Below are 13,081 nucleotides of genomic sequence, written 5' to 3'. Positions count from 1 at the left end.
CGGTACTCAGAAACCGTGAAAAGGCAGTGATCATCGATGCCTTGAAGGGGAAATATGCACTGCCAGCGCTGCTGTCCCGTTTTAAGATGGCCAAAAGCAGTTACTATTACCAGCAAGCTGTTATGAACAAACCCGACAAATATCTATCCCAACGGGCACAAATCACCTCGATTTTTCACGAAAACAGGGGCATATATGGTTACCGTCGCATTTATCTGGCGCTGAAGCGCAAAGGGATTATGCTCTCCGAGAAGATCATCCGCCGGATCATGAAAGAAGAAAAACTGGTGGTTTTGCGCTCGAAGAAACGAAAATATAGTTCGTATTTGGGGGGAAATCACACCCGAAGTAGAGAACATCATTTTACGCGATTTCCATGCAAATCAGCCGTATGAGAAGTTGCTGACGGATATCACAGAATTTGCCCTTTCGAACGGCAAGCTATATCTCTCCGCCATGATCGATTGTTTTGATGGAATGGTTGTGGGCTGGACGATCGGAACCCGCCCCCAATGCCGATCTGGTCAACACCATGTTGGATCAAGTGATTGCCGATCTGCCAGAGGGCTGTCATCCGATTGTCCATTCTGACAGGGGCTGCCATTACCGATGGCCCGGATGGATTGAACGGATGAATGGGGCCGGTCTCATTCGCTCTATGTCTAAGAAGGGCTGCTCCCCCGATAACGCAGCCTGCGAAGGTTTCTTTGGAAGGCTCAAAAACGAAATGTTCTATGGCCGCTCTTGGACAGGAGTCTCGCTTGACGATTTTAGCCGGGAGATTGACCGCTATATCAATTGGTATAACCATAAACGCATCAAGTTATCTCTAGGTGGGATGAGCCCGATTGAGTATAGACATCATCTTGGTTTTGCTGCATAATCAGTCCAAGATTTTGTCCGCACCCCCGAGTATCCCATGGATTGTGTAAACCTTCATTGCAGTGTAGAATAAAAGCACAGCAATGGAGGTTTTTACAAATGGCAAGAAGAAAGCGAACACCCGAGGAAGAAGCCCGGAGAACAAAAATCAGAGAATTATTGCAGGCAAGCAATGTGGGCAGCATGGAGGATATCCAGAATCTGTTCAAGGAAACCATTGCCGAATTTATGGAAGCCGGACTCGATGCAGAACTTGATGAGGAACTTGGATACAGCAAGTATGACTATCGGAACAAAAAGACGGATAACAGCAGGAATGGTCACAGCCAGAAAACGCTGCGAACCAGTTTCGGAGATGTAGAAGTAGATATTCCCAGAGACCGAAAAGGAGAATTCGAGCCTCAGCTGATTAAAAAACATCAAACCAGCATCAGCCAGGATATCGAGGAAAAGATTTTGTCCATGTATGCGAAAGGGATGACGACGAGCGATATTGAAACGCATATCCAGGACATTTACGGTGTAGAAGTCTCAGATACAACGATTAGCCGGATAACGGATAAAATTCTGCCGATTGCAAAAGAATGGCAGCAGCGGCCGTTGGAGAGCATTTATGCAGTGGTATTTCTGGATGCAATCCATTATCATGTTCGCAGCGAGGGTAGAATCGTCAAAAAGGCAGTATATATCGCTATTGGCATTGATCTGGATGGACATAAAGATGTCCTGGGCATGTGGGTCGGAGAAAATGAGAGTGCCAAATATTGGGCAACTGTTTTGAACGGACTGCGCAATCGCGGAGTGGAGGATATCTTCATTGCGTGCACTGATAATCTGACTGGATTTGCTGCTGCAATTGAAGCTGTATTTCCGAAAACTGAGATCCAGAACTGCATTATCCATCAGCTGAGAAATTCCAGCAAATATGTCTCCTATAAGGATTTAAAGGCACTAATGGCCGATTTGAAGGCAGTTTACGCCGCTGTAGATGAAGATGCAGCTCTGTCTGCCCTAGACACCTTTTCTGCCAAATGGGATGCGAAATATCCCAAAATTTCGTCCTCCTGGCGAGATAACTGGGCAAATCTCAGCACCTATTTTAAATACCCACAGGAACTGAGAAAGCTGATTTATACGACCAATGCGATAGAAGGCTTCAACCGCCAACTTCGCAAGGTAACCAAAGCAAAGACCATCTTCCCTACGGATGACAGCCTGTTTAAGATGCTGTATCTGGCAATGATGGACATCACGAAAAAGTGGACTGGCCGACGTCAGGATTGGGGCAGAATTTACTCTAATCTGGCGATCTATTTTGAGGATCGAATGCCCGACTAACAGCAAACCGCCCCGGCATCAAGGATAAATAAACAGCGGCTTTCGCCGCTGCCCTTGACACCAGAACGGTATTGCCGTTATAGTGTGAGCAAGGGAACGGCAGATATGCCGTCCCCCTCATCATAAAATATCTATTCTTTTCTACACTGCTATTCAGCGTTTACACAGAATTTGGGATTCTCGGGGGGCCTGCGGACAAAAAGTTGGACTCCAAAAGGAGGGAACTGAATGTATACAAAAGAGCAGGAAGAAATCGCACTAAGAGAATACGAGCGGCTGGGATCAATAGCTGCTGTAATCCGTCGGTTAGGATACCCGAGCGAGTCTACGCTTTACCGCTGGTATGAGCGCAAAAAAGCCGGGTTAGAGAACAGACATGGCCACACAGAAGAGTCTCCCACAGAGATGGATCATCACTGCAACACATCGGGGCATCCAAGGCATCCCTCAGCAGAATTCAAATATGAGGTAATTCACCGTTGCTTTGAATTAGGCGAAGATGTAGAATATGTATCAAGGGAAATCGGATACAGCCGTATGAGCATATACGTCTGGCGCAGGAAATATCTGAAGTATGGGATGGTGGGTCTGATGGCGAAGAGAAAAAGCATACCAAGGGAGCCGTTGCCTCAGGATCATGCATTGCCTGAATCTGAGGAACTGAAGAATCTTCGAACGCAACTCCAGGAACTGCAGTTTGAAGTAGATGTGCTGAAGGAGACCATCTCAGTCTTAAAAAAAGACCCCGGCATCGATCTAACGGTACTCAGAAACCGTGAAAAGGCAGTGATCATCGATGCCTTGAAGGGGAAATATACACTGCCAGCGCTGCTGTCCCGTTTTAAGATGGCCAAAAGCAGTTACTATTACCAGCAAGCTGTTATGAACAAACCCGACAAATATCTATCCCAACGGGCACAAATTACCTCGATTTTTCACGAAAACAGGGGCGTATATGGTTACCGTCGCATTTATCTGGCGCTGAAGCGCAAAGGGATTATGCTCTCCGAGAAGATCATCCGCCGGATCATGAAAGAAGAAAAACTGGTGGTTTTGCGCTCGAAGAAACGAAAATATAGTTCGTATTTGGGGGAAATCACACCCGAAGTAGAGAACATCATTTTACGCGATTTCCATGCAAATCAGCCGTATGAGAAGTTGCTGACGGATATCACAGAATTTGCCCTTTCGAACGGCAAGCTATATCTCTCCGCCATGATCGATTGTTTTGATGGAATGGTTGTGGGCTGGACGATCGGAACCCGCCCCAATGCCGATCTGGTCAACACCATGTTGGATCAAGTGATTGCCGATCTGCCAGAGGGCTGTCATCCGATTGTCCATTCTGACAGGGGCTGCCATTATCGATGGCCCGGATGGATTGAACGGATGAATGGGGCTGGTCTCATTCGCTCTATGTCTAAGAAGGGCTGCTCCCCCGATAACGCAGCCTGCGAAGGTTTCTTTGGAAGGCTCAAAAACGAAATGTTCTATGGCCGCTCTTGGACAGGAGTCTCGCTTGACGATTTTAGCCGGGAGATTGACCGCTATATCAATTGGTATAACCATAAACGCATCAAGTTATCTCTAGGTGGGATGAGCCCGATTGAGTATAGACATCATCTTGGTTTTGCTGCATAATCAGTCCAAGATTTTGTCCGCACCCCCCTCCCTTTCTTCTTATCCTCGCACGCCCCAATATACCTTTGTTCCAAATGTTGTGTGCCAAGGGGGGATCCTTGGGACACCCTCGTTTTGTCGGAGTATAGCCACACTTCGCAATTTTGCTTGTGTGCTCCACTCTAAAACTGTAAAAAACATTGTCCGTTTTTATCGGTTCAATTGCTCATGCACCATTGCAGAACAGGCACCTGTACAGGTGCCTGTTCCCAATTCAATCGCAAAATCCCGTTGTCACCACAACAGTTGTTCTTTCGCGTTTTCTGTGCGTTACTTGATGCTGTTCTCGTATGCCTCGATCATCTTCTTGACCATCTGGCCGCCGACCGAGCCTGCCTGACGGGAGGTCAGATCGCCGTTGTAGCCTTCCTTCAGGTTGACACCAACCTCATTCGCCGCTTCCATCTTGAAACGTTCCATTGCGGCCTTAGCTTCCGGTACAGTCAGTTTGTTCGAGTTGCGGTTCATAATCGTTCTCTCCTTTTTTGGTCCCCGTCCGTCCTCTGTGCTAATAGTGTATGGAAATTTAAAAATCCTATGCAAAAAGAATGTCGAAATTGCCAGAAACATTTGGTTATTCGGTCAAATTTGGACGCCATGTCCAGCCCCCGGTTTTGCATCCATTCGTTGTCGTTTTCCCGCAAACACATGTATCATTTCCCATATATTTTATGGACTATGCCAGTATTTGTCTAAAATATGTATTTTGTTTTGAATCATGGCAGCTTGTCCGGTATAATAGAGAAAGCTGAAATGATTTCTTTATATTTCTGGAGGAATAATCATGTCTTGTGTATCCGTACCGAAAATTCTGATGCCTAAAAAAGGCACTGACCTGTATAAATGGTCCGTTGTCGCCTGCGACCAGTATACATCCCAGCCGGAATACTGGGAAGAAACTGACCGCATTGTCGGCGATGCACCGTCCACCCTGCGCATTACACTGCCGGAGGTCTTTCTGGAAACCGGTGATGTCGCAGCATTGACCGATGAGATCAATACCACGATGAAGCAGTACCTGTCCGACGGTGTACTGACCGAATTGCCGGCAGGCTTTATCCTGACCGAACGCTTCTCCGGCGGAGAAACGCCGCGCCGCGGCCTTGTCGCAGCAATTGACCTCGAGTGCTATGAATATACCGCAGGCTCCCGTTCCCTCGTCCGTCCAACCGAAAAGACGGTTGTCGAGCGCATCCCGCCACGCTTGGAAATCCGCAAAAATGCGTCGATCGAGGTTCCGCATATCATGCTGCTCATCGATGACCCGGATCGCACCGTGATTGAGCCGATGTTTAAAAAAACCGCAGAACTGGAGCAGGTTTACAACACCGATCTGATGCAGGACGGCGGTCACATCAACGGTTGGTTCATTCCGGAAGGTGCGCTGACCGATCATCTGCTTTCTGCGATGGATGCACTGAACGACCGCGAGACCTTCAATAAGAAATACCGTCTGACCGAAGACCTGCCGCTGCTGCCGTTCGCAGTCGGTGACGGCAACCATTCGATGGCGACCGCAAAGGCATACTGGGAGGATGTCAAAAAGAACCTGACACCGGAAGAGCAGGCGACCCATCCGGCACGCTTTGCGCTGTGTGAAATCGTCAATATTCACGACGAAAGCCTCATCATCGAGCCGATCCACCGCGTAATGTTCCATGTCAACGCAGATGACCTGCTGGCTTCCTCAAAGGAGTTTTATGCAGCAAACGGCAGCGAATGCGAATATTTCCTCAGCGACAGCCCGACCGCATACAGCCTGAAACAGGAAGAAAACGTACATACCGTCGGTATCTGCTGCGGTGAAAAAACCGGAGTGCTGACTGTGAAGAATCCGAAGTGGGGTATCCCGCTCGGCACGCTTCAGGCGTTCCTCGATGCCTATTTGGATCAGCATACAGACGCAAAAATCGACTACATCCACGGTACAGATGTTGTAAACTCGCTCGGCAGAGCGGAGGGCAACATGGGCTTCTTCCTGCCCGATATCGAAAAGAATGACCTGTTCCGCGGTGTCATCATCGACGGCGTCCTGCCGAGAAAGACCTTCTCCATGGGCGAAGCGCATGAAAAGCGCTATTATATGGAATCCAAACTGATCGTCAGATAAGCAATGACTTTATGGGGCTGTCCACACTGGACAGCCCTTTTTTCTGTCCCAGACCAGCTGTGCCCGCCCTCCCTGTACCGTACAGCAGCAGCAGGCAAAGGCCAGCGGGAAGGCATGGTTTTTTTCAAATGTACATGACAGTACGTCTACTCCCTCTTCTCTGCGCACACTGACCGTCCCGTCCTGCATCGCCTGCTGCACCAGCGGGTCATCTGTATGCGGCATCTCTGCCAGCTCCGGTGCGCGGACACCGGCGACATACTGCTCCGGCAGTTCCGTATATCCTAGAGACGCGAGATACTGTCGGCTCATCGTGCGGCTGACCGCCAGCCCATCGCCATCCGGCTCCGCTACGCCGATGAGCAGCGGCTGGGCGCCGTCGCGTATGCCCCAGACGCGTAAAATCTCACCGTATTTCGGCAGCGCGCCGTGCGCACGGAACTTCACCTGCTGTCCGTCCGTCTGTACAGTGATCTCGCCCCAGTCCTCTCCGTTCCTGCTGATGCGCATGGCTCCGACTCCTTTCGCGGCACACACCGAATTTTTCCTGCAAAAAAAGAGGTTCCCCTGCACAGCATATGCCATGCAGGGGAGTTCTATTACCAGTCCGGCCGGTGTTTTATGTAAGCATCGGCCGAAACCGTTTCTCTTTACTCCCGCGCGGTCAAACCAAAGCTGACAGCCAGCGCACGGTCAACCTCATCCATGTGTGATTCATCCAGCGTACCCATTTTCTCGCGCAGGCGGCGTTTATCCAGCGTCCGGATCTGTTCGGTCAGAATCACGGAATCCCGCGTCAGGCCGAAGCTGCGCGCGCCGAGGGAAATATGTGTCGGCATTTTGGCTTTATTGACCTGCGATGTAATCGCGGCTGCGATAACGGTCGGGCTGTACCGATTGCCGACATTGTTCTGCACAATCAGCACCGGGCGCATGCCGCCCTGTTCACTGCCGACAACAGGCGAAAGATCTGCATAATAAATGTCTCCGCGCTTGACATGATGATCCAATCTAATCACACTCCAAAGGAAAGAAATTTCAGGAGGAAGCGATTCACTTCCCGCCTGTTACTGTTACTTTCCCCAGCAACCCATTGCTTTAATCATGCATCGTATGAATATTTTTCTGTCTCATCTTATGCGGCCTGCGCACGGCGGTTGCATGCGCGCTTTATTCGCCGATATAAATGCGCGGAACGCGCTTGCTGATATCGCACAGCACCTCATAGGAAATCGTATTGGCAGCTTCCGCGAGTGTATCCGCCGTCACCGGGCCATCGCCGAAAATTACGACCTCATCACCGCGTCTGACATCCATACCAGAGACATCCGCCCACGCCATGTCCATGCAAATGCGTCCGACGGTTGGGACAACCCTGCCGCCTATGACGACGGAAATATGGTTGCTCGCGCAGCGCGGATAACCGTCCGCATAGCCCATTGTGAACACCGCCACGCGCATCGGTTTGTCCGCCGTAAACGTGCGGCCATAGCCGATGGAATCGCCCGCCGGGATATCACGCACTTGAACCACGCGTGCCTTGACAGTCATAACCGGTTTTAACAGGATGGTTTTTTGGGTTGTACTGTCCGGATAATAGCCATAGAGGATAATGCCCGCGCGCACCATATTGAACACGCCATCCTGATACAGGTCGGTGGTAAATGTCTGGCTGTGCTGTAAAATCGCCGCACTGTTTGCACAGTGGCGGTAGCGCAGGCTCACACCATGCTTTTCCAGTTCCAGACACATGTCGACAAAGCGGCGATACTGTAATTCTGTAAATTCCTCGCCGCCATCAACATCAGCAACGGCAAAGTGGGTAAAGATACCTTCTGTCTCGATACCCGGCAGTGCCACTGCATCCAGAATCTGTCGAACATTTTCCTTTGTGCTGCGCGTTTCAAAGCCGATACGGGTCATGCCGGTATTGAGGGCAATATGTACGCGGATGGGCTTGCCTTCCGCCTGTGCGGCCCGGGAAAAGGCTTCCGCATTGTCCCTGTCGCACAACGCTGCGGCAATATCATAGCGCGCCAGCAGCGGCGCGTCCTCGTCCCCGACATAACCGAGAACCAGAATTGGCAGAGTAAAGCCCGCTTCGCGCAGTTCAACGCCCTCCAGCGCAGTTGCAACGGCAAAAAAGTCCGCGCCTGCACGCTCCAATGTCCGCGCCGCCTGCACCGCGCCATGTCCATACGCGTCCGCCTTGACAACGCCGAGTACCTTTGCCTCCGGCATGATCGCTTTGACGCGCTGCCTGATCTGCGTAAAGTTGAATTCCAAATTGTTCAGATTGATTTCTGCCCAGCTCCGGCTGGTTTTATTGGGGATTTCCATACTGTTTGATGCTCACTTTCCATTCAGCGTGCACGATGCAAACGTACACCGCATGATTTGTTTTCCGTCGCAGTAAATACGCGCCTCAGACAAGGCGCCTGTCTCTGCATTCAAATAAACTTCCTTCACTGCCGTGCATTCATCCGTGACCTCCTCAAAACGGAGCGCCAACAGCTCGCCCTCCATCCATACCTGCTCCGGAACGGTATTCATCAGATCATACAGCAGATAGGTGGTGACATCTGCGGGCGTCAGACCTTTGCGGTCCGGCATGGCAGTTTCCAGCTCTGTGCCGTCATAAGAGAACGTAACGTCTTCCCCCGTTACCTCAGCCTGAATCCCCGCAATGGATTCCGGTGCAAGCACGGTCATGACAGCAGTCGCTGTCCCTTCCTTTTTTTCATAGTCATAGCCGATTTGATAGGTCATAGTCTCTTCATTCAAATCGGATGTGATGTCTGCAACTGTCTCGATGGACGAAGCCGCCGCATACACATCCCGGACGGATGCGGCGATTTCTTCGGGGTTTTTTACCGCAGAACAGCCGGTCAGTAGAAAGACAGCTGCCACAGCGCAAAAACAGCGTCGAAACAAACACTTACCACTCCCTGGAGTTCAGCGGTTTGAGTACCTGTGGGATACGGGACAGCATATCGGTCGGCGTCATGCCAAACTCACCGATTTCATTGGCGCACAAATCGCCTGCACGGCTGTGGATATACGCGCCGCAAGCAGCAGCTGCCAGCGGCGGCACCCCCTGTCCCAGCAGTGACAGAATGATGCCGGACAGCACATCTCCGCTGCCGCCCTTCGCCATACCGGGATTGCCGTGCACATTTTGCAGCACCGTCCCATCCGGCCCCGCAACAACCGTGCGGTGTCCCTTGAGCAGCAGCACACAGTGATGTTTTTGTGCAAAGGCTGCGGCATCCCGCTCCGGAATTCCTGTGCAGGGAATGTCACAAATGCGCGAAAATTCGCGTGCATGTGGGGTCAGAATCACCGGGTACCTGGCTTCCTCCAGTACATGTATATGTCCGGCGAGCACATTTATACCGTCTGCATCGACAATAATGGGACATTCTGCCTCACGGATGATTGTTTGCACCGCCTGTGCAACGCCTTCGCTGATGCCCAATCCCGGTCCTGCCAGAATAGCCGCGCGCCGCGCAAGCGGCGGCAGACAGTCTGCCGTAATTTTGCCGTTTTCGTCCGCCTCCAGCGGCAAAAAAGTCGGCTCATTGAGCTTGCCCGCCAGAATCGGGTAAATACACTGCGGCACGGCAAGCGTTACGATACCCGAACCGGTGCGCACGGCAGCCTGTGCCGCAAAATACGGCGCTCCGATGTAATCCCGGCAGCCACAAATGGCAAGCACACGGCCATAGGTATTTTTGTCGCTCTCCGGCTGACGCGGCCGGATGTGCGCCGCAACATAATTCCAGTCAATGACAGTCATTCCGCATTCCCTCCATCCAGCAAAATCGCTGTCGCCGTCGCATAACTCTGACAATGCGCAATGCTCAACAGAAAATTCCGATGCGGATGCAGCACAAACGGTGCACCCAGCTCCGTATGGCTGATTTCGATATCCTTCAGATTCAGTCCATTGCGAAAGCCGGTTCCCAATGCCTTTGCAACTGCTTCCTTTGCGCAGAACAGACCTGCGGCAGACTGCGGGAGGTTGTTTCCCTGCCCATCCAGCCAGTCACGCTCCGCTTGTGTGAACACGCGCTGTGCAAAGGCAGGACGGCGCAATGCCTGCTCGATGCGGCGGATCTCTATCATATCTGTTCCCAAACCAGTCATATGCAATTCCTCCTGTCCATGCGGTTTTTATTGTACCACAATTCCCGCGTGTTGTCGCGTTTTTCTCCTTTTTTTGCAGGATTCGCCCCAAAATCCTGCGTTTAAAAATTTTTCGCAGAATTTGAAAAAAATTGTTGACATTGTTCGGTCAGGCTGATATAATAATTATCGTTGCAGCGAGGAAAGCTGCTGAACAGAATATCGAGGTGTGGCTCAGTTTGGTAGAGCGCTGCGTTCGGGACGCAGAGGCCGTGGGTTCAAGTCCCGCCACCTCGACCATGTAGAGCAAGCGAAATTTCGCTTGCTCTGTTTTTTTGTCCAAACAACGGTATGGTTCAAGGCGGCTGATTCATGAAACGCAACATCCGCCCCGCTGACGAAGAGTTCGACAATTGCACTCTGCCGCTTGTGTTTTCCGTTCTTTGGTATGCGGCAATCGGCAAACAACTCACGCTGTCTCCTGCCCCTACTCTTCTGCTGTTCGCCGCAGCCGGAATTTTGCTCAAGCTGTTCCTGTGACCACATTCCATAGAATTGTAAAAAGGTGCTGACTCCTTTGCCGGGAATCAGCACCTTTTTTCTATGTACTTTTACTTTCTTTACCGGGTCAGTTTTTTCACCCAGTGGCCGTAGTTTACCTTGATAAACGCCGGGACGCATTTGAACAGCTGATCGAGGTTCAGACACCAGACGACGACTATGGGCGACGCCTTCACGACAAACGCCATAATGAACGAAAGTGGAATGACGATACACCAGATGCTGATGAGGTCGAGCTTCATGACATACTTGGTATCGCCGCCGCCCTTGATGATACCGGCATTGACTGGCATCTGATAAGACATGCCGACCATGACAATACACAGAATATGCAGGAACGAGCGCGCCAACTGGCGGCTTTCATCCGAAAAGCTGTACAGCGACAATACCGGTTCGGTCAATGCGAACAGCAGGATACCACAGCAAATACCCATGCACAGGAAGACCACCTGAAAGGTCTTCGCGTAATCCTTGACCGTCTTCATCTCGCCTTCGCCAATCGCCTTGCCGATCATGACATTCGCCGTCGAAGCAGAGCCGACCGCAACTGTCTTGACAATCAGGAACAGGTTGGATGCCATGCTGTTTGCTGCAATTGCGCTCGAGGTCAGATGTCCGAGGATCGCTGTCTGCAACGCCGTATTGACGCCCCACAGGCTTTGCAGCAGGATAATCGGCGCACTGACACGGAAATAATCTCCGGCAATCGTGCGGTCAGCATGCAGGAAATCCTTGAGCTTCAGGTGTAGATTGACTTCTTTCTTTTTGATATAAAGCAAAAGGACAACGCATTCAATGATACGCGCGGTCAGCGTGCCGATGGCAGCGCCCGCTGCACCCAGGCGCGGCATGCCAAAATGTCCGTAAATCAGCACCCAGTTAATGCTGAAATTGATGCACAACGTGCTCAGTGACAGAAAAAAAGCAATCTTTACGACCTCTGTGCTGCGCAGAACTGCCAACAGGATCGTTGTGATACAAAAGAACGGATAGGTAAAGCGAACGATATTCAGATAGCGCACACCCTCCGCGATAATCGCCGGATCTTCCGTAAATAAGCCGACCACCTGCGCCGGAAAGAACGACACGATGAGGAACAGCAGCGCCATTAACACAAGCGCAGTCTGCATGGCAACACCCGCTACCTTGCGAATCGAAGCCGTGTCTTTTTTTCCCCAATACTGTGCGGCAAGGATGACCATACCGTCACCGATGCCCATCAGCAGATTCTGATAAATGAACTGGATCTGATTGACCGCTGTTACGCCGGACAGCGCGCTCTCCGCATATCGTCCCAGCATCAGATTGTCCGTCAGGTTGACGCTGAGCGCAATGACATTTTGCAGGACAATCGGCAGGCACAGCATGAGAAATGAACGGTAAAATTTTTTATCTTTGATTAACATGTTGTCTTGCTCCCCTGTGCACAAAAAATGCCGGCAGCTGCCGAAAGCAGCCACCGACATGGTATTTCTGTGCAGCAAATAATTGTTACAGCTTCTTGCCGGTCAGCAGCTCGTATGCCTGGAGATACTTGGCAATCGTCTTATCGACAATTTCCTGCGGCAGCTCCCAGTCATGCTCATTGGACTTGAGCCAGTCACGCGCAAACTGCTTGTCAAAAGACGGCTGGCCATGGCCCGGCTCATAGCCATCTGCCGGCCAGAAGCGGGAGCTGTCCGGGGTCAGCATTTCGTCGCCGATCACGATATTGCCCTCTTCGTCCAGACCGAACTCGAACTTCGTATCTGCAATAATAATACCGCGGCTGAGTGCATAATCAGCGCACTTCTTGTACAGTGCAATGGTATAATCGCGGAGCTTGGAAGCATATTCCTCGCCCTTGCCCGGGAAGCGCTTTTCCAGATAAGCAATGCTCTGCTCATAGGAAATATTTTCGTCATGGTCGCCGATTTCCGCCTTGGTGGACGGGGTATAGATCGGCTCCGGCAGCTTGTCGGACTCCTTCAGGCCCTCCGGCAGCTTGATGCCACAGACCGTGCCATCCTTCTGATAGCTCGCCCAACCGCTGCCCGTGATATAGCCGCGGACGATGCACTCGACCGGCAACATCTCCAGCTTACGGCACATCATGCTGTTGCCGTCAAACTTCGGCTGCTGGAAAAATTCCGGCATATCCTTTACATCGACGGAAATCATATGATTGGGGAGAATATCCTGCGTCATGTCAAACCAGAACTTGGACATCTGGGTCAGGACAGTGCCCTTCTTGGTGACCTGATTTTTCAGGATGACATCAAAGCAGCTGATGCGGTCAGTTGCAACCATAATCAGGCTGTCACCGTTGTCATAGATCTCACGAACCTTGCCTTCCTTAATCGGCTTCATTTCTTTCGTACTCATGTTCGATTACCTCACTGT

At 51.2% G+C, this 13,081-nt stretch carries 14 protein-coding genes, 1 tRNA gene and 1 pseudogene; 7 read left to right on the top strand and 9 right to left on the bottom strand.

What is annotated here, in order from left to right:
- Window positions 1-26: 26 nt before the first annotated feature.
- From ACLM7Z_RS09490 to ACLM7Z_RS09475, 4 genes and pseudogenes are all read left to right on the top strand, one after another.
- Window positions 27-395 (top strand): IS3 family transposase, encoded by a 369-nt coding sequence (locus tag ACLM7Z_RS09490; protein ID WP_435644885.1) that lies wholly within the window; start codon window positions 27-29, stop codon window positions 393-395.
- Between the two features lie 290 nt (window positions 396-685).
- A pseudogene (locus tag ACLM7Z_RS09485) lies at window positions 686-883 on the top strand (IS3 family transposase); the annotation flags it as partial.
- 98 nt (window positions 884-981) lie between these two features.
- Window positions 982-2,220 (top strand): IS256 family transposase, encoded by a 1,239-nt coding sequence (locus tag ACLM7Z_RS09480; RefSeq protein WP_435644945.1) that lies wholly within the window; start codon window positions 982-984, stop codon window positions 2,218-2,220.
- Between the two features lie 228 nt (window positions 2,221-2,448).
- A complete protein-coding gene (locus ACLM7Z_RS09475; RefSeq protein ID WP_435644944.1) occupies window positions 2,449-3,861 on the top strand; it encodes an IS3 family transposase in 1,413 nt (470 codons plus the stop codon).
- A gap of 309 nt (window positions 3,862-4,170) precedes the next feature.
- Here the strand turns inward: ACLM7Z_RS09475 and ACLM7Z_RS09470 are convergent, their stop codons facing one another.
- On the bottom strand, window positions 4,171-4,368 hold the full coding sequence (locus tag ACLM7Z_RS09470; RefSeq protein ID WP_087020223.1) for an alpha/beta-type small acid-soluble spore protein: 198 nt from the start codon (window positions 4,366-4,368) through the stop codon (window positions 4,171-4,173).
- 316 nt (window positions 4,369-4,684) lie between these two features.
- On the opposite strand from ACLM7Z_RS09470, the gene ACLM7Z_RS09465 reads away from it, so the two are divergent.
- On the top strand, window positions 4,685-6,010 hold the full coding sequence (locus ACLM7Z_RS09465) for a DUF1015 domain-containing protein (RefSeq protein ID WP_435644943.1): 1,326 nt from the start codon (window positions 4,685-4,687) through the stop codon (window positions 6,008-6,010).
- A 9-nt stretch (window positions 6,011-6,019) separates the two neighbouring features.
- Here ACLM7Z_RS09465 and ACLM7Z_RS09460 read toward each other — a convergent pair whose 3' ends face one another.
- The 6 genes from ACLM7Z_RS09460 to acpS all read right to left on the bottom strand — a co-directional run bounded on the left by ACLM7Z_RS09460 (window position 6,020) and on the right by acpS (window position 10,159).
- Window positions 6,020-6,520 (bottom strand): hypothetical protein, encoded by a 501-nt coding sequence (locus tag ACLM7Z_RS09460; protein ID WP_087020217.1) that lies wholly within the window; start codon window positions 6,518-6,520, stop codon window positions 6,020-6,022.
- A gap of 140 nt (window positions 6,521-6,660) precedes the next feature.
- Window positions 6,661-7,020, bottom strand: coding sequence for a type II toxin-antitoxin system PemK/MazF family toxin (locus tag ACLM7Z_RS09455; RefSeq protein ID WP_087020214.1), 360 nt, complete (start codon window positions 7,018-7,020; stop codon window positions 6,661-6,663).
- 160 nt (window positions 7,021-7,180) lie between these two features.
- Window positions 7,181-8,350 (bottom strand): alanine racemase, encoded by a 1,170-nt coding sequence (gene alr / locus ACLM7Z_RS09450; RefSeq protein WP_435644942.1) that lies wholly within the window; start codon window positions 8,348-8,350, stop codon window positions 7,181-7,183.
- 12 nt (window positions 8,351-8,362) lie between these two features.
- Window positions 8,363-8,944 (bottom strand): hypothetical protein, encoded by a 582-nt coding sequence (locus ACLM7Z_RS09445; protein ID WP_133058283.1) that lies wholly within the window; start codon window positions 8,942-8,944, stop codon window positions 8,363-8,365.
- Between the two features lie 4 nt (window positions 8,945-8,948).
- The gene (locus ACLM7Z_RS09440; protein WP_087020205.1) at window positions 8,949-9,809 is read right to left on the bottom strand and encodes an NAD(P)H-hydrate dehydratase; all 861 of its coding nucleotides are present in this window, start codon (window positions 9,807-9,809) and stop codon (window positions 8,949-8,951) included.
- A complete protein-coding gene (gene acpS, locus ACLM7Z_RS09435; protein ID WP_087020202.1) occupies window positions 9,806-10,159 on the bottom strand; it encodes a holo-ACP synthase in 354 nt (117 codons plus the stop codon). Before acpS ends, ACLM7Z_RS09440 begins: the two co-directional genes overlap by 4 nt.
- Before the next feature lie 202 nt (window positions 10,160-10,361).
- Here acpS and ACLM7Z_RS09430 point away from each other — a divergent pair.
- Window positions 10,362-10,438, top strand: a tRNA-Pro gene (locus tag ACLM7Z_RS09430).
- Window positions 10,439-10,510: 72 nt separating this feature from the next.
- On the top strand, window positions 10,511-10,678 hold the full coding sequence (locus ACLM7Z_RS09425; RefSeq protein WP_165761115.1) for a hypothetical protein: 168 nt from the start codon (window positions 10,511-10,513) through the stop codon (window positions 10,676-10,678).
- Window positions 10,679-10,758: 80 nt separating this feature from the next.
- Here ACLM7Z_RS09425 and ACLM7Z_RS09420 read toward each other — a convergent pair whose 3' ends face one another.
- Window positions 10,759-12,105, bottom strand: coding sequence for an MATE family efflux transporter (locus tag ACLM7Z_RS09420; protein WP_087020199.1), 1,347 nt, complete (start codon window positions 12,103-12,105; stop codon window positions 10,759-10,761).
- A gap of 85 nt (window positions 12,106-12,190) precedes the next feature.
- Window positions 12,191-13,063: a phosphoribosylaminoimidazolesuccinocarboxamide synthase gene (locus ACLM7Z_RS09415; protein WP_242969837.1), complete on the bottom strand. Its 873-nt coding sequence runs from the start codon at window positions 13,061-13,063 to the stop codon at window positions 12,191-12,193.
- Between the last annotated feature and the right edge of the window lie 18 nt (window positions 13,064-13,081).

Source organism: Butyricicoccus porcorum (assembly GCF_051246315.1).
Taxonomy (GTDB): Bacteria; Bacillota; Clostridia; order Oscillospirales; family Butyricicoccaceae; genus Butyricicoccus_A; species Butyricicoccus_A porcorum.
The sequence above is the reverse complement of the archived record's forward strand: the minus strand, read 5'-3'. Positions and strand labels throughout refer to the sequence as shown.

Bases quoted from the DNA above. Each gene is read 5' to 3' on its own strand.
- ACLM7Z_RS09480 (WP_435644945.1), top strand. From the start codon at position 982: ATGGCAAGAAGAAAGCGAACACCCGAGGAAGAAGCCCGGAGAACAAAA.
- ACLM7Z_RS09475 (WP_435644944.1), top strand. From the start codon at position 2,449: ATGTATACAAAAGAGCAGGAAGAAATCGCACTAAGAGAATACGAGCGG.
- ACLM7Z_RS09470 (WP_087020223.1), bottom strand. From the start codon at position 4,368: ATGAACCGCAACTCGAACAAACTGACTGTACCGGAAGCTAAGGCCGCA.
- ACLM7Z_RS09465 (WP_435644943.1), top strand. From the start codon at position 4,685: ATGTCTTGTGTATCCGTACCGAAAATTCTGATGCCTAAAAAAGGCACT.
- ACLM7Z_RS09460 (WP_087020217.1), bottom strand. From the start codon at position 6,520: ATGCGCATCAGCAGGAACGGAGAGGACTGGGGCGAGATCACTGTACAG.
- alr (WP_435644942.1), bottom strand. From the start codon at position 8,350: ATGGAAATCCCCAATAAAACCAGCCGGAGCTGGGCAGAAATCAATCTG.
- ACLM7Z_RS09440 (WP_087020205.1), bottom strand. From the start codon at position 9,809: ATGACTGTCATTGACTGGAATTATGTTGCGGCGCACATCCGGCCGCGT.
- acpS (WP_087020202.1), bottom strand. From the start codon at position 10,159: ATGACTGGTTTGGGAACAGATATGATAGAGATCCGCCGCATCGAGCAG.
- ACLM7Z_RS09425 (WP_165761115.1), top strand. From the start codon at position 10,511: ATGAAACGCAACATCCGCCCCGCTGACGAAGAGTTCGACAATTGCACT.
- ACLM7Z_RS09420 (WP_087020199.1), bottom strand. From the start codon at position 12,105: ATGTTAATCAAAGATAAAAAATTTTACCGTTCATTTCTCATGCTGTGC.
- ACLM7Z_RS09415 (WP_242969837.1), bottom strand. From the start codon at position 13,063: ATGAGTACGAAAGAAATGAAGCCGATTAAGGAAGGCAAGGTTCGTGAG.